Source organism: Brachybacterium atlanticum, from assembly GCF_025669985.1.
GTDB classification, from domain to species: domain Bacteria; phylum Actinomycetota; class Actinomycetes; order Actinomycetales; family Dermabacteraceae; genus Brachybacterium; species Brachybacterium conglomeratum.
The window spans coordinates 42,655-62,583 of record NZ_JAKJJW010000002.1; the positions used below are offsets into that span (position 1 = coordinate 42,655).

General features: G+C 72.6%; 16 protein-coding genes and 1 tRNA gene. 9 read left to right on the top strand and 8 right to left on the bottom strand.

The window, feature by feature from the left end:
• Nucleotides 1-40: 40 nt before the first annotated feature.
• Both L3K22_RS01325 and L3K22_RS01330 read right to left on the bottom strand, forming a co-directional pair.
• Entirely contained in the window at nt 41-1,525 is a 1,485-nt protein-coding gene (locus L3K22_RS01325; RefSeq protein ID WP_263309800.1) for a lipase maturation factor family protein, read from the bottom strand.
• Nucleotides 1,526-1,629: 104 nt separating this feature from the next.
• The gene (locus L3K22_RS01330; RefSeq protein WP_263309801.1) at nt 1,630-2,340 is read right to left on the bottom strand and encodes a M50 family metallopeptidase; all 711 of its coding nucleotides are present in this window, start codon (nt 2,338-2,340) and stop codon (nt 1,630-1,632) included.
• A gap of 94 nt (nt 2,341-2,434) precedes the next feature.
• On the opposite strand from L3K22_RS01330, the gene L3K22_RS01335 reads away from it, so the two are divergent.
• Nucleotides 2,435-4,759, top strand: a complete 2,325-nt coding sequence (locus L3K22_RS01335) for a family 78 glycoside hydrolase catalytic domain (protein ID WP_263309802.1) — start codon at nt 2,435-2,437, stop codon at nt 4,757-4,759.
• Between the two features lie 100 nt (nt 4,760-4,859).
• Here L3K22_RS01335 and L3K22_RS01340 read toward each other — a convergent pair whose 3' ends face one another.
• Both L3K22_RS01340 and L3K22_RS01345 read right to left on the bottom strand, forming a co-directional pair.
• Nucleotides 4,860-5,063, bottom strand: coding sequence for a cold-shock protein (locus L3K22_RS01340; protein WP_010550042.1), 204 nt, complete (start codon nt 5,061-5,063; stop codon nt 4,860-4,862).
• Between the two features lie 490 nt (nt 5,064-5,553).
• On the bottom strand, nt 5,554-8,058 hold the full coding sequence (locus L3K22_RS01345; RefSeq protein WP_263309803.1) for an ATP-dependent DNA ligase: 2,505 nt from the start codon (nt 8,056-8,058) through the stop codon (nt 5,554-5,556).
• A gap of 101 nt (nt 8,059-8,159) precedes the next feature.
• On the opposite strand from L3K22_RS01345, the gene ku reads away from it, so the two are divergent.
• From ku to L3K22_RS01365, 4 genes are all read left to right on the top strand, one after another.
• Entirely contained in the window at nt 8,160-9,158 is a 999-nt protein-coding gene (ku, locus tag L3K22_RS01350; protein ID WP_263309804.1) for a non-homologous end joining protein Ku, read from the top strand.
• 170 nt (nt 9,159-9,328) lie between these two features.
• The gene (locus L3K22_RS01355) at nt 9,329-9,640 is read left to right on the top strand and encodes a putative quinol monooxygenase (protein WP_070499820.1); all 312 of its coding nucleotides are present in this window, start codon (nt 9,329-9,331) and stop codon (nt 9,638-9,640) included.
• A gap of 95 nt (nt 9,641-9,735) precedes the next feature.
• Nucleotides 9,736-10,359, top strand: a complete 624-nt coding sequence (locus L3K22_RS01360; RefSeq protein WP_263309805.1) for a TVP38/TMEM64 family protein — start codon at nt 9,736-9,738, stop codon at nt 10,357-10,359.
• A 345-nt stretch (nt 10,360-10,704) separates the two neighbouring features.
• Nucleotides 10,705-10,977, top strand: a complete 273-nt coding sequence (locus L3K22_RS01365; RefSeq protein WP_010550035.1) for an HPr family phosphocarrier protein — start codon at nt 10,705-10,707, stop codon at nt 10,975-10,977.
• A 79-nt stretch (nt 10,978-11,056) separates the two neighbouring features.
• On the opposite strand, the gene ptsP is transcribed toward L3K22_RS01365, so the two are convergent.
• Complete coding sequence (gene ptsP / locus L3K22_RS01370; RefSeq protein ID WP_263309806.1) at nt 11,057-12,775, bottom strand: phosphoenolpyruvate--protein phosphotransferase; 1,719 nt, start codon at nt 12,773-12,775, stop codon at nt 11,057-11,059.
• Nucleotides 12,776-12,991: 216 nt separating this feature from the next.
• Here ptsP and L3K22_RS01375 point away from each other — a divergent pair, with 216 nt between their 5' ends.
• Complete coding sequence (locus tag L3K22_RS01375; RefSeq protein ID WP_263309807.1) at nt 12,992-13,786, top strand: DUF1684 domain-containing protein; 795 nt, start codon at nt 12,992-12,994, stop codon at nt 13,784-13,786.
• Nucleotides 13,787-14,069: 283 nt separating this feature from the next.
• On the opposite strand, the gene L3K22_RS01380 is transcribed toward L3K22_RS01375, so the two are convergent.
• A tRNA-Ser gene (locus L3K22_RS01380) sits at nt 14,070-14,157 on the bottom strand.
• Nucleotides 14,158-14,401: 244 nt separating this feature from the next.
• On the opposite strand from L3K22_RS01380, the gene L3K22_RS01385 reads away from it, so the two are divergent.
• Together L3K22_RS01385 and L3K22_RS01390 are read left to right on the top strand one after the other, a co-directional pair.
• Nucleotides 14,402-15,379 (top strand): MDR family oxidoreductase, encoded by a 978-nt coding sequence (locus L3K22_RS01385; protein WP_259881618.1) that lies wholly within the window; start codon nt 14,402-14,404, stop codon nt 15,377-15,379.
• A gap of 29 nt (nt 15,380-15,408) precedes the next feature.
• Complete coding sequence (locus tag L3K22_RS01390; protein WP_263309808.1) at nt 15,409-16,389, top strand: NAD(P)H-quinone oxidoreductase; 981 nt, start codon at nt 15,409-15,411, stop codon at nt 16,387-16,389.
• A gap of 90 nt (nt 16,390-16,479) precedes the next feature.
• Here L3K22_RS01390 and L3K22_RS01395 read toward each other — a convergent pair whose 3' ends face one another.
• Together L3K22_RS01395 and serS are read right to left on the bottom strand one after the other, a co-directional pair.
• Nucleotides 16,480-17,346 (bottom strand): HAD family hydrolase, encoded by an 867-nt coding sequence (locus L3K22_RS01395; protein ID WP_263309809.1) that lies wholly within the window; start codon nt 17,344-17,346, stop codon nt 16,480-16,482.
• 94 nt (nt 17,347-17,440) lie between these two features.
• Nucleotides 17,441-18,712, bottom strand: a complete 1,272-nt coding sequence (serS, locus tag L3K22_RS01400; protein ID WP_263309810.1) for a serine--tRNA ligase — start codon at nt 18,710-18,712, stop codon at nt 17,441-17,443.
• Between the two features lie 62 nt (nt 18,713-18,774).
• Here serS and L3K22_RS01405 point away from each other — a divergent pair, with 62 nt between their 5' ends.
• Nucleotides 18,775-19,929, top strand: a complete 1,155-nt coding sequence (locus L3K22_RS01405; RefSeq protein WP_263309811.1) for a diacylglycerol/lipid kinase family protein — start codon at nt 18,775-18,777, stop codon at nt 19,927-19,929.

The following is a 19,929-nucleotide window of genomic DNA, read 5'->3' on the forward strand; positions in this document are numbered from 1 at the left end:
CGGAGGCTGGAAAGCTACGGCGAGGTCCCAGGGTACGCACTCACCGCCGCGCGATCACTCCGAGGTCCGTCGCGACCCATCGTGCGCCGCCGCCGCTCCGCTCCTCGCGGCGGGCGAAGCGGTAGAGGCTGTACCGCACGCGCAGCGCCGTCGGCGCTCGGCCGTCGAAGGGGTCGCGGGCGAGCAGTCGGCGCACCCCGGGGTCCCCGTCGGCGAGCCGCTCGAGCAGCGCCACGAACCACGGCTCGGCGCCGGGCCGCAGCGCGAGGAACCACATCTGCCAGTCGAGTCGCAGGTGATAGGGCGCGACCTGGCGGGGAGGTCGGCGCAGGTCGCCGGGCTTGCCGCGGAACTCGTAGGCCTGCCAGGTCGCCTCCGCGGCCTCCTGCCCCGCGGCGTCCTCGGTCCCCTCGATGATCACCTCGTACCGCCGCTCGGTCATCGAGCCGAAGGCGCCGTAGGCGTTCACGAGGTGGAAGCGGTCGAAGCTCGCGTTCATCAGCTGGTGCGAGGAGAACAGGTTCGCGAGCGGCTTCCTGGAGAGCACGGCGAGCAGGGCGAACGCGGCGGCGACCAGCGCCGTCCACCACAGCGGCGAGGACACCTCCGCGCCCGCGCCGCCGCCGTCGGCCCCGAGCGGCACCCCGAACCAGCTCCACCCCGGGAACGGGCCTCCGAGCAGCCAGCGCCAGAACGCATCGGAGATCGCGGCGCAGGCCACGAGGATCGTCAGCCAGTTCAGCCAGGCGTAGTTCCCGGTCATGACCAGGAACAGCTGGGTGGCGATCACGGCGCAGGCGGCGAAGGACGCGATCGGCTGCGGGGCGAGCACGAGCCAGATGATCCCGAGCTGGACGGCGTGGCTGCCGAGCACCTCGGCCCGGTGCCACCAGCGGGGCATGAGGTGGGCGGTGCGGCTGAGCGGGCCCGGCATCGGCTGGGTCTCGTGGTGGTGGTCCATCGCCGTGAGGTCCCGCCAGGAGCGGTCCCCGCGCATCTTGATCATCCCGGCGCCGAACTCGAGACGGATCAGCAGCCAGAGCAGGAACAGGATCATCAGCTGCGGCGGCGGGACCGCGTGCGAGCCGAGCAGGCCCATGAGCGCCCCGCACTCCAGCAGCATCGACTCCCAGCCGTAGCCGTAGAAGATCTGTCCCACGGAGACGATCGACAGGTACATCACCCACATCGCCCCGAACACCGCGAGCATGCTCCATGCGGGCCCCTGCTGCGGCAGCCCGAGCACGACGGCGAGCCCGAGCAGCATCCCCAGCAAGCACATCCCGCGCAGCAGCGCATCGCTGTAGGGGACGTGGCGGAAGAGCGTGGGCCCGGCCCGGTCCCCCGCCCGTGCGAGGAATGCGGGCACCGGCAGCAGCCCCTTCTCCCCCAGCAGCACCGGGAACTGGTGGAAGGTCGAGAGGAAGGCGAGGACGTACACCGCCGCGACGCCCCGCTGCACGATCTCGCGGGCGATCCACGAGTCCTGGGCGTCCAGCAGGCCGATCCAGCTCGTCCAGTCCATGCTCCACACCTCCGCGTCGCGGGTACTCCCCGATTCTCACCCTCGCCGCCTGCGCGCGCCATCGCGGCGGCCGCGCTCCGGGGCGAGGAAGATCTCGGCGGGCCTCAGCGCAGCAGATCCACCAGTGTCGCGCCCGCCCACCAGCTGCCCAGCGCGATCACGAGCGCGAAGCTGAGGTTCCACAGCGCGGCGGGGAGGGGGGTGAGCTGGGCGAGCTGGCCGGGGTCGTCCTGCCGGCCGCCCCGGCGGAGCACGGAGCCGAGGTGGCGCCAGGCCCCCAGCAGCAGGAACACCCCGGCGGCGAGGGTGAGCAGGGCGGTGAGCGCGGGGCTGCCCCACCACCACAGCGCGCCGATCCCGGCGGCGCTGGCGAGCACGGCGAGGACGGTGTGGCCGGAGCGGGTGAACACGAGGGAGACCACCAGCACGACCAGCGCCGCGAACAGGGCGGTGCGCGCCCAGCCGTGCAGCGCGATCTGCACCAGCAGCGCGCCGAGGACCGCGGGTGCGGGATAGCCGGCCCAGGTCGAGAGGATCCGGCCGATCCCGCGGCGGGGGCCGACGGTGACGGCGTGGCCGGACATGTCGGCGGAGACGACGAAGCCGGTGAAGCGCCGGCCCATGAGGATCCCGACGGCGGCGTGGCCGAGCTCGTGCACGATCGTCACGCCGGGGCGCAGCAGCCGCCACAGCGGCGGCACCACCACGGCGAGCGTCGCGACGGCCAGGGCGAGCAGGATCCAGGGCCCGTCGTCGGGGACGGGTCCGGGCGCGAGGCGCCCTCCGATTCCGTCGAGGATCTCGCCGATGTCCATCGGGCCATGGTGGCACCGCTGCCCCGGAGGCCGCTGGGAGCGTGGAAGACTGGCGTGACCCGTCGTCGAGGACCCCAGGATCAGGTGGCACCGCATGTCTCCCCGCGATCACCGCATCGACCCCGCGCTCGCGTCCTGGATCACCGCCCCCGGCGAGGACCCGCAGAACCCGCTGCTGCGGCTGTCCTTCGCGCTGGTCTCTCCGCCGGTCTCGGCCCGCCTGCTGGTGACGGGGCTCGGCACCTTCCGCGCCGCGCTCAACGGCGCCGAGGTGGACGATGCACGTCTGGACCCCGGCCTCACCGATCCCCGCGCGCGCCTCCAGGTGCGGGAGCTCGAGGTGGGCGCGCTGCTGCACCGAGGCGAGAACGTGCTGGGCATCGAGCTGGGACGCGGCTTCCATGCGATGACCACCCTGAACGAGTGGCGCTGGCACCTGGCGCCCTGGCGGGGTCCGGTGCGGGCCTGGGCGCATCTGCGGATGCATCAGGCCGACGGCTCTTCCCGGGCTGTCGCCACCGGCCAGGACTGGCGCACCCGCCCGGGCCCGGTGGCCTTCGACTCGATGTACGAGGGCGAGACCTTCGCCCCGGTCGAGGACCCGGAGGCCTGGCTGCTCCCCGGCTACGACGACTCGGACTGGGCGCCGGTGCTGGCGGCGTCCTCCCGGCGCGGCGCCCGACGGGGCGGACACGGCCGCGAGGTCCCTGAGCCGATGATGGTCCGACAGGTCCAGGAGCTGATCCGGGAGCAGGAGGAGATCACGCCCGCGGTCGTCTCCTCCTCCCCCACCCGCACCGTGCTGGACATGGGCCGGGTGATCGCCGGTTGGTGCCGTTTCTCGCTGCGCGAGGACATCCCGGCCGACGCCCCGCCGCTGCTGCTGGTCGCCCGTCACGCGGAGAAGCTGCGGGAGGACGGCCGGGTCGATGCGCGCAACGAGCACGTGCAGACCGGTCGCTTCCAGGAGGACCGCCTCCGGCTGGAGCCCGCCTTCGCCCGCTCCTTCGCACCGCGCCACTCCTACAAGGGGTTCCGCTACGTCGAGATCGAGACGGCGCCGGGGGAGCTCGCCCGGCTCGAGGTCACCGGCATCCTCGCCCATGCCGACCTGCGCCCGGCGAGCACGCTGACCAGCTCGGACGCGCACGTCGAGGCGATGGACAGCGCGATGCGCGCCTCGCTGCTGAACAACATGCACCACGTCCCCACCGACACCCCGAGCCAGGAGAAGAACGGCTGGACGGGGGACGCGCTGACGTCGCTCGCGGCGATGACGACAGGCTTCGACATGCGCCGGATGCTGCGCAAGTGGCTGGAGGACCAGGTGGACGGCCAGCGGGCCGACGGCTCCCTCGCGGTGATCTCCCCGAGCCCCGGCTGGGGCTACGAGGAGCTCTCCCCCGCCCCGGAATGGACGTGCCTGCTGCCGGTGCTGCTGGACGAGATGGTGTGCGAGTACGGGGAGACGGACCTCGTCACCCGACATGCTGCGGCCGCGGCCCGGTATCTCGCCCATGAGCTGGATCGACAGGACGAGGACGGACTGATCTCCTCGGTGCTCGGCGATGACCTCTCCCCCGGCAGCACGGGCCCCGCCCCGGAGGACAGACGCCTGTCGGGCACGCTCCTGGTGGCCCACGCCCTGCGCAGGCTCGCCCACGCCATCGAGGCGGCGAGCGCGGCCAGCGAGGTGCTCGACGCGGACCTCCCCGCCCCGGATGCGCTGCGCACCGACGCCTCCACCCTCGAGCAGGCGGTGAACTCCGTCTTCCTCGACGCGGCCCGCGGCCTCTACCGCGACCCGGGCACGGCCGCGGAGCCCGGCACGAGCACGTACCGCCAGACCTCGAACATCCTCCCCCTGGCCTTCGACATCGTCCCGCCCGAGCAGGTGGACGCCGTCGTGGCGCACCTGGTGGATGACCTCACCGCCCGCGGCGACCACCACGACTGCGGCCACCTCGGGGTCCGCTTCCTCCTGCCCGTGCTCTCCGCGCACGGCCACGGAGCGCTCGCGTGGCGGGTGCTCTCGAATCCGACAGCGCCCGGCTGGCGGGCCTGGCTCGAGGCCGGCAACTCGACCTTCGCGGAGATGTGGGAGCAGCCGCGCTCGCACTCCCACTACTTCATGGGCACGCCCGTGACCTGGCTCCACGAGCACGTGGCCGGGCTGCGCCGCGGCGCCGAGGGCTGGGAGGAGTTCGTCGTCGCCCCGGACCCGGACGTCCCCGTCGGCCGCATCGCGATGACCCGCGCGACGGACTCCGGCGAGATCGCCCTGGACCTCGACCGCGAGGCCCGCACCCTCGCCCTCACAGTTCCGGACGGCACCCGCGCGACGGTCGTGCTCCCGCAGGAGCCGGGCACGGCGGCGCCGCAGGAGCTCGGCCCCGGAGAGCACCTGCTCCGCTGGTGACCGCGCCGCGGACGCGGGCGCTGCGCGGCTCCCCCGGGAACGACGACGCCCGCCGCCCCGGCAGGTGCCGGGACGACGGGCGTCGAGGTGGTGCGGAAGCTCAGAGAGCGCGGATGTTCGTCGCCTGCAGGCCCTTGGGGCCCTGCTCGACGTCGAACTCCACGCGCTGGTTCTCCTCGAGGTCACGACGGCCGGTGCCGACGATCGCGGAGAAGTGCGCGAACACATCAGCGGAGCCGTCCTCGGGGGCGATGAAGCCGTAGCCCTTGTCGGAGTTGAACCAGTTGACGATGCCAGTAGCCATGGCGGTATTTCCTTCGTTGTCGTGAGTCACGGTCCGTGACCCGTAGATCCGTGACGGCGGCGCCGTCGCGGATGGGAGCATCCCGGGAGCACGGCGACCGGTGTGGTCGTCGTGGCGGGTTGCGGGGGCGGCCACGGGGGCCGCCTGAGCCGCGGCCGACGACGTGACGTCGCCGATGCGGCCGTTCTGGGGCCCGGAGGCCGTGGGTGCCCCTCCGGCGAGCGCGGCGACAGGGGCGTCGGCATCGGCTCGGAGCCGGGCGGGAGCGGAGCGCTCGGCGGGGACTGCGAGCGACCGGGGATGGTGCGGAGAGGAGTTCGTGGGCAGTGCGGAGGAGGTGATGGAGTCCCTGTCTCGTCGGTGATGCGCGACCGTCGTCGGTCGCCCCCGAGGGAGGCATCCTGCGCCGTGCACGCTAAGACTACGTCATCGGCGGGGCTGCGGGGGCCCGGGTGTGATCCAGGAGACCCCGCCATGGGCCCGGCCCCCCTCATGTCTCCCACCGCACCTGCTCGGCCCGCTTGTCCGGGCGCCATCCGCGCCACACGGGATGGCGCAGCCGGCCGTCGTCGGTGCGTTCGGCATGCTGCACCTCCCCCACCAGGTCGGCGCGGACCCATTCCGCATCGCGCCGGTCCGCGGAGGGGACGTCGTCGACCGGCGGGGTCTTCCGGGAGCGGGAGCGGAGCCAGCCCGCGATCTCCTCGAGATCGCGAGTGGAGAACCCGGTGCCCACGCGGCCGGCGTAGTGCAGATCCCCGCTCGGGTCGGGGACGGCGACCAGGAGGGAACCGATCGTCCCGGAACGCTCCCCCTTGCCGTGGCGCCACCCGATCACCACGACCTCCTGGTGACGGGCGTTCTTGAGCTTGATCCAGGTGCGGGTGCGCTTGCCCGGCCGGTAGACGCCGCTCTCCGTCTTCGCCATCACCCCTTCGAGCTGGAGCTCCTTCGACAGGGCGATCGCCTGGTCCACGTCGCCGTGATCGGCGTGCGGCAGCTGGACGTGGTCGGTGGCGTGCACCGCCTCGAACAGCCCCTCGCGCCGCTGCCGGTAGGGGGTGCGCAGCAGCGAGTCGCCTCCCTGCACGAGCAGGTCGAAGAGCATGACGTGGACCTCGACGTCCTTCCGGGCCCGCTCGACGTCGCGCTCCCGGGTGAGGCCGAGCCGCTGCTGGAGGCGGGAGAAGGAGGGCCGGTCACGGCCGTCGAGGGCCACGATCTCCCCGTCGAGCACGGTCTCCCCCGCCTCCCGCAGGGGCGGCGCCACGGCGTCGACGAGCTCGGCCAGCTCGGGGAACGTGACGGTGAGGTCCTTGCCGCCGCGGCTGGTCAGACGGACCCGGTCGCCCAGGACGGTCGCGATGACACGCACCCCGTCCCACTTCATCTCGAAGGCCCACTCGTCCTCCTCGCGGATGTCCTCCCGGCTCCCGAGGGTGGCGAGCATCGGCGCGATCGGCTCGCCCATCTCGACGTCCTCCGAGGTCCCCGTGGGGGCGGGGCCGGGTCCCTCTGCGCCGTCGGCCTCGGGCTGGTCCTTCATCAGGTGCAGCAGCCAGTTCGCCTCGGCCTTCTCCTGCGCCGCCTCGGAGCGGCGCGATCCGCCCATGCCGCCGGTGTGGAGGAGGGCGAAGCGTCGGGGCACGCCGCCGAGCCCGCCGTCGGGCCGTCCGTGGCAGACCACGATCACCTCGCGCCCCTCGCGCCACTTCTCGATCTCGATCGTGCCGGTGTCCCAGAGGGTGACGTCGCCGCCGCCGTACTCGTCCTTCGGGATGGTGCCCTCGAAGGTGCCGTATTCGAGCGGGTGGTCCTCGGTCTGCACGGCCAGGCGGTTGACGCCCGTCTCGAGCGGCGGCCCCTTGGGCACCGCCCAGGAGACCAGCACGCCCTCGTGCTGGAGGCGGAAGTCCCAGTGCAGGCGGCTGGCGTGGTGCTCCTGGACGACGAACATCGGCTCCGCGTCCTCGAGCGCCTCCTGCGCGGCGGCGCTGCCGACGTCGGGGGCGGGGACGGGCTCGGGCGTGCGCTCGGGGTCGCGCTTCGAGCGGTACACCTCGAGCCGGTCGCGGGCTCGCCCGGTCGACGCGGCGCCGCCCTCCTCGTCCTGCCCGAGGGGCGCGAGGGGGTCGATCCCGCCCTCGACCCGTTCGAGCACCTCGGCCATCTCGAGGTGTGCGAGCGCGGGGTCCTCGATCTCCTCCCACGTGCGCGGGGCGGCGACGGTGGGCCGCAGGCGTCCGCGCAGGGAGTACGGGCAGACGGTCGTCTTCTTGCCGTTGTTCTGCGACCAGTCCACGAGGACCTTGCCGGTGCGCTTCGAACGGGACTGGGTGCTGATCACCTCCTCGGGGTGGTCGGTCTCGAGAGCTCGGGCGAGCTCGTGCGCGACCTGGTCGACCTCCTCGGAGCTCGCGCTGCCGTCCAGCGGCGCGTAGAGGTGGATGCCCTTGGAGCCGGAGGTCACCGGGAAGCTCTCGAGACCCATGTCGGTGAGGATCTCGCGGCACCAGGCCGCCGCACGGGCGCACTGCGCCAGCCCGGCCCCCTCGCCGGGGTCGAGGTCCAGGACCATCCGGTCGGGGCGTGCGGGCTCGAGGTCCGCGTCGAAGCGCCACTGGGGGGTGTGGACCTCGAGCGCGGCGAGCTGGGCGAGCCAGACGAGGACGGCCGTCTCGTCCACGAGCGGGTAGGTGGAGACGCCGTCGCTGTGCTGGATGTCGGCGCGTGGGATCCAGTCGGGGGCGTGGTCCTCGAGGTCCTTGCGGAAGAACGCCTTGCCCGGCGACTCGGCGGTGCCCACCCCGTCCACCCAGCGCTTGCGCGTCGCCGGGCGACGCGTCGCCTGCGGGACCATCACCGGGGCGATGCGGTGGTAGTAGTCGATCACCTCGCCCTTGGTGGTGCCCGTGGCCGGGTAGAGGACCTTGTCGAGGTTCGACAGCCTCAGCCTGCGCCCTTCGATCTCCACCTGCTGCTCTCGAGTGGCCATGGCCCCCACTGTGCCCCGGATCACGGGATCCGTCACGCGCCGGGCCGCGGCGCCGACCGTTCGTTCCTGGCGGCGCGCCGCACCGCGTGGTGTCATGGGGCATGCGTGCGATATGGAGCGGTGAGATCACCTTCGGACTCGTGAACGTGCCGGTGAAGCTCTACGGGGCGACACGTTCGCACGACATCTCCTTCCACCAGGTGCACGACGGCGACCACGGGCGGATCCGCTACGAGCGGCGCTGCGAGGTGTGCGGGCGGGAGATCGACTTCGAGCACATCGACAAGGCCTACGAGGACGGCGACAAGACCGTCGTGCTCACGGATGAGGAGCTCGATGCCCTCCCGGCGGAGGAGAACGACGAGATCGACGTGGTGCAGTTCGTGCCCTCGGACCAGGTGGATCCGATCCTGCTGGGCACCTCGTACTTCCTCGAGCCCGTCGGCCGCTCCTCGAAGGCCTACGTGCTGCTGCGGAGGACCCTCGAGGAGACCGAGCGCACCGCGATCGTCACCTTCACGCTGCGGACGAAGACGCGCCTGGGCGTGCTCCGGGTGCACGAGGACCTGCTGGCCCTGCAGACCCTGCGCTGGCCGACCGATCTCAAGGACGTCGACTTCGGCCCCTCGAGGTCGAAGGTCTCCGCGAAGGAGATGGAGATGTCCGCCGCGCTGGTCGAGCAGTTCAGCGACGACTTCCATCCCGAGCAGTTCACCGACGAGTACCAGGCGGAGCTGCGCCGGATGCTCGAGGCGAAGCTGGAGGAAGGCGACACGGTCGACACCGACGCGACCTTCGGGAAACAGAGCTCCGGGGAGGACTCGGAGGAGGGCGGCAAGGTCATCAGCCTCATGGACGCCCTCGAGCGCAGCGTGCGCAGGCGCCGCGGCGGCGACACAGGGGCGGGCGACGACGGAGAGAAGTCGGGCGGCACCAAGAAGTCGGGCAGCAAGAAGTCGAGCAGCAAGAAATCCGGCAGCACCAAGAAGCCCGGCAGCAAGAAATCCGGCAGCACCAAGAAGCCCGGCGGCAAGAAATCCGGCAGCACCAAGAAGTCCGGTACCGCCAAGAGATCAGGCGCTTCGAAGAAGTCCGCGTGAGGCCGCGCTGTGACCGGGAGGAGCGCCACGCCTGCACTCGAGGGCTCCGCCTCGCGGACATCGTCCGCCGAGGAGCACGGCTGACTGACCGCGTGGGACGCGGTGGAACGGTTCAGTCGAGCACGGCACCATGGGGGACGATCAGTGTTCCTGCACCCCGAGGAGTTCCCATGACCGTCGTCGTCACCGCCGTCTTCCAACCCAAGCCCGGCAAGCAGAAGGAGCTCGCGGAGGCCATGCGCCGCGGCATCGAGGCCGTCCACACCGAGAAGGGCTGCGAGCTCTACGCGATCCACGACGCCGAGGACGGCACCGTGACGATGATCGAGAAGTGGACGACGGTCGAGGACCTCGACGTCCACGGCGAGAGTGACCAGGTGAAGATCCTCCGCGCGGACATCGCGGACCTCATCGAGGGCCCCGCGACCGTCACCCGCATGACCCCGATCCCCGCGGGGACGGAGTCGCAGGGCGCCCTCTGAGCACCTCCGAGCGCACGAGCCCCGGGGCGGAGCGGGACAGCACGCCCTGGGGCTCCATCGCGCGCAACGTCGCGCTCGTCGCAGCGTCGCTGGCGATGCTGTGGCTCGCGCTGAACGTGCGCCTGCCCTCGCTGGACGAGCTGCGCGCGGACATCGACGACTTCGGCGCCTGGGCACCACTGGCCTTCATCGCCCTCTACGCCCTGGTGGCGCTGACGCCGATCCCCGTGACGATCATGGCGGTCGCCGGCGGGATGCTGTTCGGCCTCGGTCCCGGCACGCTCCTGTCGATGATCGGGGTGACGGCCGGCTGCCTCGGTGCGTACTGGCTCGCCCGGGCGCTGGGCCGCGAGACGGTGATGCGGGCGCTCGGCTCGCACCGTGAGGTCGTCGAGGAGCGCCTCGAGGGCGGCGGGTTCTACGCGGTGTGCACGCTGCGGCTGATGCCCGGGATCCCCTACTGGCCGGTGAACTACGGCAGCGGCGCGCTCGGCATCACGAGCCGCGAGTTCCTGCTGGCCACAGCGCTCTCGGCGCTGCCCGGCCAGGTCTCCCTCATCGCGATCGGCGCCTTCCTCGCCGCCCCGGACGTGTTCCACGGCGCCGTCGTGGTGGCGTCCTGGGTCGTGGTGCTCGTCCTGACCGTCGTGTCGTACCGGCGCTGGCGGGCGACCCGTGCCGTCACGGTCGAGGACGACGAGTCGGCCGACGCGGTCTGATCCCCGCTCACCTCGCACGACCCAGGACCGGCGACCGCCGTCCGAGCCCGGTCCGGGTCTGGACTGCGGGGCACGCTGACGGAGCAGGCCCACGGTTCCTCGAGAGGGCACGGCCCCGACCGGCCGCAGCGAGCCGCCCGGCCCGCGCGTCAGGACCGATCCGGACGCCGCCACCGCGAAGATCACCGGCCTCGGGCCGTCCCACCCCCTGTACGCCGAGGTGCGCGAGCGGATCGCGTCCCCGGTATATTCGCGTCACACGGACTGAGCACCCCGCCCGAGCCGTCCCCGACTTCTCGCCCGCGGCCCGCGGCCGCGGGACCACCCGATCGAAAGGCATCCACCATGGCAGAGCGCACCGTCACGATCGCCAGCGCCTCCGGGCTCCACGCCCGCCCCGCCGGCATCTTCGCCCAGGCCGCTGCGCAGCAGCCGGCCACCGTCACCATCGAGAAGGCCGGCGGCAGCGCCGTGCAGGCCTCGAGCATGCTGATGCTCATGACCCTCGGCGCCGGTCACGGCGACGAGGTGACCCTCCGCGCCGAGGGCGAGGGAGCCGAGGAGTCGGTCAACGCCCTCGCGGACCTGCTCGAGAAGGACCTCGACGCCGAGGAGTGAGCGAGAGCCTCGCCCGATGCAGAAGGGCGCCCCACCGTCACGGTGGGGCGCCCTTCCCGCGTCCGGGCCGGTCAGCCTCTCACAGCCCCAGCTCGCCCAGGATCGGCAGGTTCGCGCGGACCAGGCTCACGGCGTCCTCGGAGGTGCGGGCCTCGAGCGCCTTCGCGGCGAGGTCCTTGGCCTGCTCGAGGGTGACGGTCGAGAGCACCTTCGCGACCGCCGGCAGGGAGCGCGGGGTCATCGACAGCGAGTTCACGCCGAGGCCGACGAGCACCACCGCGAGTCCGGGATCGCCTGCCGCCTCGCCGCACACGCCGACGGGCTTGTTCGCGCTCTCCCCGAACGCCTCGGGGTCGCCGCCGGCCGCGCGGGCGCCGTCGCAGGTGGCCTTCACCAGCGCGAGCACGGCGGGCTGCCAGGGCGAGTTCAGGTGCGCGAGGGAGCCGAGCTGGCGGTCGGCGGCCATCGTGTACTGGGTGAGGTCGTTGGTGCCGATCGAGGCGAAGTCGGACGCGGCGAGGTGGCGGTCGGCGATGATCGCGGCCGAGGGGGTCTCGACCATGATCCCGGCCGGCTCGAGGCCGCGCTCGCGGCACAGGCCCACGAAGTCCTCGGTCTCGTCGACGGTCGCGATCATCGGCGCCATCACCCAGGGCTTCGCCTCGGTGCTCCTCGCCGCGGCGGCGATCGCGTCGAGCTGATTGGTCAGCACCGAGCGCTTCTCCCAGGAGGTCCGATACGCGCGCACGCCGAGGGCGGGGTTGGGCTCGTCGGCGTCGGTGAGGAAGGGCAGCGGCTTGTCGGCGCCCGCGTCGATCGTGCGCACCACGACCTTCTTGCCCGGGAAGTGCGCGAACGTCTCCGCGTAGGCGGCGGTCTGCTCCTCCACGCCGGGCTCGTCCTCGCGGTCCAGGAACAGGAACTCGGTGCGGAACAAGCCCACGCCGTCGGCGTGGGCGGCGGCCGCCTTCTCGGCGTCCTTGGCGCCGCCGATGTTGGCCAGCAGCTGCACGCGGGTCCCGTCGGCGAGGACCCCTCCCCCGCCCTCGTAGGTCAGGGGGTTGCGCTGCAGCTCGGCCCACGCCTGGGAGAGGCGCTGGTGCTCCTCGGTGACCTCGTCGGTGATGGTGCCGAAGCCGGCGTCGATGAACACCTCGGTGCCGTCGGAGAACTCGTGGATCCCCTTCGCGGCGACGATCGCGGGCAGGCCCAGCTGGCGGGCGAGGATCGCGGTGTGCGACTGGGGCCCGCCGTCGGAGGTGACCAGGGCGAGCACCCGAGCGGGGTCGAGGGTGGCGGTGTCTGCGGGGGCGAGGTCGATGGCGGTGAGCACGAACGGCTCGTCGACCTCGGGGATGCCGGGGGCCTGTTCGCCGCGCAGCTCGGCGACGATGCGGGCGCGCACGTCGCGCACGTCGGTGGCGCGCTCGGCCATGTACCCGCCGAGGTTCTCGAGCATGGAGGCGACCTGGTCGCCGGCCTCCCACACGGCGCGCTCGGCCGTCTTCCCGCCGGAGAGGACGAGTCCCTGGGCGGTCTGCATGAGGGAGGGGTCGGCGGCCATCTGCGCGGTCGCCTCGAGGATCTTCTTCCCATCGCCGTTCGCGCGCTCGGCGAGGCGGGCGAGAGTGGCCTGCACGGCGGCGGCCGCGGCGGGGATCCGCTCGGACTCGGCCTGCGCATCGGCGCCCTCGGGCAGGGTCGCGTCGGCCGCGGGCTCGGCGACCGGCGGGGCCATCGTGCGGATGGTGCCGATCACCCGTCCGGGGCTCACTGCCACACCTGTGTACTGCACCATCGTCGTCATCTCCTCGATCCGGCCGGATGCTCCTGGTTGGCGCACATGCTACGCGGCGGAGGGAGGGCAGGCTCAGTCCGGGGAGCCGGGCGACTGCGGGGAGTCCGCGGAGGTCGACGGCCTCGGCGGATGACCGCGCATGACGCGGGCCCTCGACGTGCGGGGTAAGAGGGAGCAGACTGCGAGCGTCCCGTCCGAGACCTGCAGGAGGCTCCCATGACCGCATCCGCCCCCGAGGACTTCCTCGCCTTCCGCGTCCGTCGCGACCGCGGCCTCGCGGCGCCGCACGGGATCCTCTCCCAGGTGGGACTGCACTGGATCGACCCGGCCGACGGGGCGCGCGAGATCGAGGGCGTGCCCGGCACCTGGCGGCGCGAGGGCGACGTGCTCGAGGCGGAGTGGGAGGGCGAGGCGCTCGAGCTGCTGGCGGACGCCCCCGAGGCGCTCGTCGAGCACCATGGCGAGCACACTCGTGTCACCGTCGGCGCGGCCGCCGACGTGCGCCTGGCCTGCTTCGGCGAGGACGTGCAGATCGACGTGATCCGCCGCGGCGACCGGATCGGGCTGCGCCTGCTGGACCCGTCGGCCCCGCGACGCACCGCCTTCGAGGGCGTGCCGACCTTCGACCACGACCCGGACGCGGTGCTGACCGGCACCTTCGTCCCGCGTCCGGCGGAGGTCACGGTCGGCTCGGTCCTGCCCTGGCTCACCTCGGAGGTCCCCTCCCCCGGCATCGCACGCTTCACGGTCGGCGGGCGGAACGTGGACCTCGTGGTGACCGGCCGCTCGACCCTCGTGTTCACCGACGAGACCTCCGGCACGGAGAGCGCGGACTGGCGTCAGGTGGAGGCGCGGATCGACGGGGACCGCATCGAGGTGGACCTGAACCGGGCGCTGAACTTCCCCTCGGCCTTCAGCACCTCGGCGACCTGCCCCCGCCCGCCGGAGGGCAACCACCTGCCGGTCCCGGTCCGTGCCGGCGAGCGCCGCGTGGAGCCGACGAACCGCTGAGCGCGCAGGTCAGCGGAGGGTGCCGAGACCAGGCCGATGAAGAGCACGAGGGACAGGCACAGCAGAAACCCGAGCACCCCGGCGACGGACTCCGTACTCAGCAGCATGGCGCCGCTGCCCAGCATGAGGAGCGAGACGGGCACGAAGACCACGCCGAGCGCGGCCCGGACCCACCAGACCCGCATCGCGCGATACCTGACCTCGGCCACGTTCCCCCTCACCACGACGTCGCCCGCCCCCGCGGGACTCTTCCCCTGCGACGGACACTAGAAGCGCAGGTCAGCGGAGGGTGCGGGATTCGAACCCGCGGTACAGGGTCACTGCACAATGGTTTTCAAGACCATCTCATTCGGCCGCTCTGACAACCCTCCCGGTGCCCGGAGGCACCCGCGGAAGTCTACCGTCCGGCCGGACCGCGCCCCGACCGCTCAGCGCGTCTGGGTGCGGCGCACCAGCAGCAGCCAGACGCCGGCGGAGGCCGCGCCGATCACGGTGATCACGGCCACGGCGCGACGTCGAGGGCGGGATCGGTGTCGAGGTCCGGGTCGAGGTCAGGATCGGGGTCGGGGGCATACGCTGGTGCCGACCGTGATGCCCGACCGTGAGGAGCCTCGAATGCGCGCGATCCTGATCGACTCCGAGGGCGCGGCACCGCGCCTCCTGGAGGACGCCGACGAGTCCCTGCTGACCGGCGAGGTGGCGCTCGACGTGGAGTTCTCCTCGCTGAACTACAAGGACGCGATGGCCCTGGCCGGCAACGGCATCGCCCGCGCCCACCCGCTCATCCCGGGCATCGACCTGGTCGGCACGGTGACGGAGTCCGCCGATGCCCGCTTCTCCCCCGGCGACGCCGTCGTCCTGAACGGCGACGGGATCGGCGAGTCCCGCCACGGCGGCTTCGCGACCCGCGCCCGCGTGCGGCCCGACGCGCTCGTCCATCTGCCCGACGCCCTCACCCCGCAGCGCGCCGCCGCGCTCGGCACCGCCGGCTTCACCGCGATGCTCGCCGTGCTGCGACTCGAGGACGCAGGCCTCGCCCCGGCCGACGGGGACGTGCTGGTCACCGGCGCCTCCGGCGGCGCCGGCTCGGTCGCGATCGCGCTGCTCGCCGGTCGCGGCCACCGCGTGATCGCCTCGACGGGCCGCGGTGAGGAGCACGGCGAGTACCTCCGCTCCCTCGGCGCCGCCGAGGTCGTGGACCGCCGCGAGCTGTCGGAGGAGGCGGGCCGTCCCCTGCAGTCGCAGCGCTTCGCCGCCGCGGTCGACGGGGTCGGTTCGACGACCCTCGCGAACGTCCTCGCGCAGACCGCATGGGGAGGCACGGTCGCCGCCTTCGGCCTCGCGCAGGGACCGGACCTGCCCACGACGGTGCTGCCGTTCATCCTGCGCGGCGTCACCCTCGCCGGCATCAACTCCGTCGAGTGCCCGCTGCCGCTGCGCGAGCGGGCCTGGGCGGCGCTGGCGAGCGAGCTCGACCTGGCCCTGCTGGACTCGATGACGACCACCATCGGCCTCGCCGACGCGATCCCCGCCGCGCAGCGGGTGTTGGCCGGCCAGGTCCGCGGCCGCACCGTCGTCGAGGTGAGACGATGACGGCGAGCCCGACGACCGAGAAGAGGACCATGCGCGCGATCACCATCGTCGGCGAGGGCGAGCTCGAGCTCGCCGAGCTGCCCGAACCCACTCCCGGCCCCGGCGAGGTGCTGGTCGACGTCGTCGCCGCGGGTGTGAACCGCGCCGATGTGGCGCAGGCCGCGGGCCAGTACCCGCCCCCGCCCGGCGCCTCCGAGCTGCCGGGCCTCGAGGTCTCCGGCCGACGCCGCGACACCGGCGAGGAGGTCGTCGCCCTGCTCGCCGGCGGCGGCTACGCCGAGGTCGTCGCGGTCCCCGAGGCGCAGCTGCTGCCAGCCCCGGAGGGCATGGGTCTGATCGATGCGGCCGGGATGGTCGAGGCCGCCGCGACGGTCGTGTCGAACCTGGTGCTCGAGGCGGGGATGCGCGAGGGCGAGACGGTCCTGGTCCACGGCGGCACGGGCGGCATCGGCACGGTCGCCATCCAGCTCGCGAAGGGCATGGACGCCCGTGTGCTCACCACCGTCGGCAGCGACGACGCCCTGCCGATCGTCGCCCAGCTCGGCGCCGACCAGGCGTGGAACCGCCGGATCATCGACCTGCCCGCCGCGGTGCGCGAGGCGGGCGGCGCGGACGTGATCCTCGACGTCGTCGGCGGCTCGGCGCTGGCCGACAACGTCGCGATGCTCAACGAGGGCGGCCGCCTGGTGATCATCGGGACGCTCGGCGGTGCGAGCGGCGAGCTGCCGATCGGGCAGCTGATGGCCAAGCGCGCCCGCGTGATCGGCTCGACGCTGCGGTCACGCCCGGTGGAGAACAAGGCCGCGATTCTCGAGGCGACCCGCTACCTGGTCTGGCCGCTGCTGGCCTCCGGGGAGCTGCAGATCCCGATCCACGAGCGGCTCCCGCTGGCCGAGGCCGCTCGCGCCCACGAGATCCTCCGCACCGGCGGTCACCTGGGCAAGGTAATCCTGGAGGTCGAGGAGTCAGCCGACGGGCACCGTCGGGGGCGCCGCCGTCGGAGCGCATGAGCGATCAGCTCCTCATCCGGCTCCTGATCGCGGCCGCTCCGTCCTGATCGCTCGGCAGCTCACCTCCGAGGTCTGGATCCGCACGCGTCGTCAGTGCTGAAAGCGCTCCAGCACCAGCACGGTCCCGTCCTCGTGGATCGTGCCGGTGACGACGTCGGCGACGTCCTTCACGCCCTGCGGCGCCTGTCCCATCGCGACCCCGACCTCGGCCCAGGTGAGCATCTCGGTGTCGTTGAAGCCGTCGCCGACGGCGACGGTCGCCCGCCGTTCGATGCCGAGCCGGTCGCGGATCACCTCGAGGGCGCTGGCCTTGGAGATGCCGGGCGCGGCCATGTCCAGCCAGGCGGTCCACCCGATCGAGTACTCGACGCCGTGCACCCCGGACTCGGCGATGACCTTCGAGAACTCCTGCGGGGAGAGGTCGGGGACGTGGACGACCACGCGCACCGCCTCCAGCTCCATGAGGTCGTCGAGCGCGGTCTCGGTCGCCTCGACGCCGAAGCTCGCGTCCTGGAAGCCGGTGGTCGAGTGGAAGCCGCCGTCGGCCGTCTCGACCGCGTAGTGCGCGTCGGGGGCGACCTCGCGCAGCGTGCGCAGCGCGTGCCCGGGCTGGAAGGAGCGGGTGTCGACGATGCGGTGCCCGCCCTCGGCCTCCGGGTCCATCTCGACGGTCACCGCACCGTTGGAGCACACGGCGTAGCCGCGCGTGATCCCGGCGGCCTCGACGATCGGCAGGGTCGCGCCGAGGGAGCGGCCGGTGGCGATGACGACGGTGTGCGTGCTTGCGGCGCCGCGCAGCGCGTCCCGCATCTCCGGGGTCATCCGCCCGTCGTGGTCGACGAGGGTGCCGTCGACGTCGAGGCCGATCAGCAGCGCCTTCCCGTCGAGCCGGTCGAGGTGCTCGGCCAGACGCTCCCGCGCGGCGGTGCGGTCGGTGGTCGTGAGGGAGGCGCCCATGCGCGGCAGTGTGCCATCGGCCGCCGACGAACGGGTGAACCGTCGGTGACGAAGAGCCTCGCGCAGTCGCTTCAGGGGTCGGGGGAAGGGCATCTCAGGCAGCGCCGCCCACGACCTCGAAGACCTCGCGCCCGCCGAGATACGGCCGCAGACCCTCCGGCACGACGACGGAGCCGTCGGCCTGCTGGTGGTTCTCGAGGATCGCGGCGATGAAGCGGGTGGTGCCGAGGGTGCCGTTGAGGGTGGCGACGGGGCGCAGTCCGTCCTCGGTGCGCTCGCGGATGTTCAGCCGTCGCGCCTGGAACTGGGTGGTGTTCGAGGTGGAGGTCAGCTCGCGGTAGGTGTTCTGGCTGGGCATCCAGGCCTCGCAGTCGTACTTGCGGGCGGCGGAGGTGCCGAGGTCGCCGGCGGCGGTGTCGATGATGCGGTAGGGCACGTCGATCCGCGCCATCATCTCCCGCTCCCAGTCCAGCAGCCGCTCATGCTCCTCGCAGGAGTCCTCGATGCGGCAGTAGGAGAACATCTCGACCTTGTGGAACTGGTGCACGCGGATGATGCCGCGGGTGTCCTTGCCGTAGCTGCCGGCCTCGCGGCGATAGCAGGCGCTCCAGCCGGCGTAGCGGATCGGGCCGCCGGAGAGGTCGAGGATCTCGTCCTTGTGGTAGCTCGCCAGCGCCACCTCGGAGGTGCCGACGAGGTAGAGGTCGTCGCCCTTGTCGAGGTGGTAGACCTCGTCGGCGTGCTCGCCGAGGAAGCCGGTGCCCTCCATCGACTCCGGCAGCACCAGGGTGGGGGTGATCATCGGGGTGAACCCGGCCTTGGTGGCCTGGTCGATCGCGGAGTTCAGGATCGCGAGCTCGAGCTGCGCGCCGACGCCGCGCAGGAAGTAGAAGCGGGCGCCGGAGACTTTCGCGCCGCGGGCCATGTCGATCGCCTTCAGGCCCTCGGCGATCTCGAGGTGGTCCTTGATCTCGACGTCGAAGCTCGGGATCTCGCCGACGGTCTCGCGGACGACGAAGTCCTCCTCGAGGCCCTCGGGGGCGCCCTCGGCGAGGTTCGGGATCTCGCGCAGAGCCGCATCGCGGACGGCGAGCGCCTCGCCGGACTCGGCCTCGAGCCGCTTCACGTCGGCGGCGAGCTGCTTGACCTCGGCCAGCAGCGCCTGCTTCTCCTCGCCCGTGGCCTGCGAGACCTTCTTGCCGAAGGCCTTCTGCTCGGCGCGCGCCGACTCGAAGGCGGAGGTGGCCTCGCGCCAGCGGGAGTCGGCCTCGAGCACCGCATCGACGGTGGAGGCGTCGCGCCTCCGGGCCCGCTGGGCCGCTCGGACGACGTCGGGATTGTCTCGCAGGAGCCGCAGATCGATCATTGCTCCAGGGTACCTGCGTGCGCGGGCCTATCGCGGCGGGGCCGCGCCGCTACTGTGGGCACATGGATCTGACCCTGCTTCTGCTGAGCATCGCCTCGGTGGTCACCACGATCATCGCCGTCGTCCTGCTGGTCGTGGTGCTGCGACGCCTCGGCCGGCACCGCCGCGAGCTCTCCGGCCTCCAGGCCGCGGCGGCCTCGCGGACCAGCGCGCCCGAGGAGCCGTCCGACGACGACGAGGACGCGCACACCCCGGGGCGCCTGCGCCGCATCGCCGTGGTGCTGAACCCCTCGAAGTTCGAGGGCACCGACGAGTTCCGCCGACGGATCTCCGAGGTCGTCGAGCGGGTCGAGAGCGCGGAGGTCGAGTTCTACGAGACCACGATCGACGACCCCGGTCGCGGACAGACCGAGCAGGCGGTCGCCGACGGCGCGGACCTGGTCATGGCCGCGGGCGGAGACGGGACCGTGCGGATGGTCGCCTCCGTCCTCGCCGGCACCGAGACGCGCATGGGCATCATCCCCTCCGGCACCGGCAACCTCCTGGCCCGCAACGTCGACATCCCGCTGGAGGACCCGGCCGCGGCGATGGTCGCGGCGCTGACCGGCAAGGACCACCAGGTCGACGTCGGCTGGCTGCGCTATGGAGACTCCCCCGCGACCGCGCAGTCCGCGCCGAAGCAGATCTTCCTGGTCATCGCGGGCTTCGGCGCCGACGCCGAGATGATCGGCTACACCGACCCGCGGATGAAGAAGCGCATCGGCTGGGTCGCCTACGTCTTCGGCGGGGTCCGCACGATCCTCGGCCGCTCGGTCGACGTCGTCGTCGAGCTGCCCGACCGCACCCGCCACGCCCACAAGGCCCGCACCGTGCTGCTGGGCAACGTCGGCAAGCTCCCCGGCGGCTTCGTGCTGATGCCGGACGCGACGATCGACAACGGCCGCCTCGAGGTGGTCGTCGCCGGCTGGCGCGGCGCGGCGGGCTTCAGCCAGGTCGCCACCCAGGTGATCAACCCGAAGCTCGTGCCGAAGGTGGGACCGAAGCTCTCCACGATGGAGCGCTATCTGACCACCGGCATCCGGGTGACCACGGCGAAGGCGCAGCCCGTCCAGCTCGACGGGGACACCGACATCGAGGCGACGCACCTGATCGCGGCCGTCGATCCCGGCGTGCTGCGGCTGCGGGTCCCGGAGAGCACGGACCCCTCGAAGTCCTGA

What these genes read in the sequence shown, in the direction of transcription:
- ku (WP_263309804.1), top strand. Translation starts at nt 8,160, where the DNA reads ATGCGTGCGATATGGAGCGGTGAGATCACCTTCGGACTCGTGAACGTG.
- ptsP (WP_263309806.1), bottom strand. Translation starts at nt 12,775, where the DNA reads ATGGTGCAGTACACAGGTGTGGCAGTGAGCCCCGGACGGGTGATCGGC.
- L3K22_RS01365 (WP_010550035.1), top strand. Translation starts at nt 10,705, where the DNA reads ATGGCAGAGCGCACCGTCACGATCGCCAGCGCCTCCGGGCTCCACGCC.
- serS (WP_263309810.1), bottom strand. Translation starts at nt 18,712, where the DNA reads ATGATCGATCTGCGGCTCCTGCGAGACAATCCCGACGTCGTCCGAGCG.
- L3K22_RS01385 (WP_259881618.1), top strand. Translation starts at nt 14,402, where the DNA reads ATGCGCGCGATCCTGATCGACTCCGAGGGCGCGGCACCGCGCCTCCTG.
- L3K22_RS01360 (WP_263309805.1), top strand. Translation starts at nt 9,736, where the DNA reads ATGCTGTGGCTCGCGCTGAACGTGCGCCTGCCCTCGCTGGACGAGCTG.
- L3K22_RS01335 (WP_263309802.1), top strand. Translation starts at nt 2,435, where the DNA reads ATGTCTCCCCGCGATCACCGCATCGACCCCGCGCTCGCGTCCTGGATC.
- L3K22_RS01395 (WP_263309809.1), bottom strand. Translation starts at nt 17,346, where the DNA reads ATGGGCGCCTCCCTCACGACCACCGACCGCACCGCCGCGCGGGAGCGT.
- L3K22_RS01375 (WP_263309807.1), top strand. Translation starts at nt 12,992, where the DNA reads ATGACCGCATCCGCCCCCGAGGACTTCCTCGCCTTCCGCGTCCGTCGC.
- L3K22_RS01330 (WP_263309801.1), bottom strand. Translation starts at nt 2,340, where the DNA reads ATGGACATCGGCGAGATCCTCGACGGAATCGGAGGGCGCCTCGCGCCC.
- L3K22_RS01355 (WP_070499820.1), top strand. Translation starts at nt 9,329, where the DNA reads ATGACCGTCGTCGTCACCGCCGTCTTCCAACCCAAGCCCGGCAAGCAG.
- L3K22_RS01345 (WP_263309803.1), bottom strand. Translation starts at nt 8,058, where the DNA reads ATGGCCACTCGAGAGCAGCAGGTGGAGATCGAAGGGCGCAGGCTGAGG.
- L3K22_RS01325 (WP_263309800.1), bottom strand. Translation starts at nt 1,525, where the DNA reads ATGGACTGGACGAGCTGGATCGGCCTGCTGGACGCCCAGGACTCGTGG.
- L3K22_RS01340 (WP_010550042.1), bottom strand. Translation starts at nt 5,063, where the DNA reads ATGGCTACTGGCATCGTCAACTGGTTCAACTCCGACAAGGGCTACGGC.
- L3K22_RS01390 (WP_263309808.1), top strand. Translation starts at nt 15,409, where the DNA reads ATGCGCGCGATCACCATCGTCGGCGAGGGCGAGCTCGAGCTCGCCGAG.
- L3K22_RS01405 (WP_263309811.1), top strand. Translation starts at nt 18,775, where the DNA reads ATGGATCTGACCCTGCTTCTGCTGAGCATCGCCTCGGTGGTCACCACG.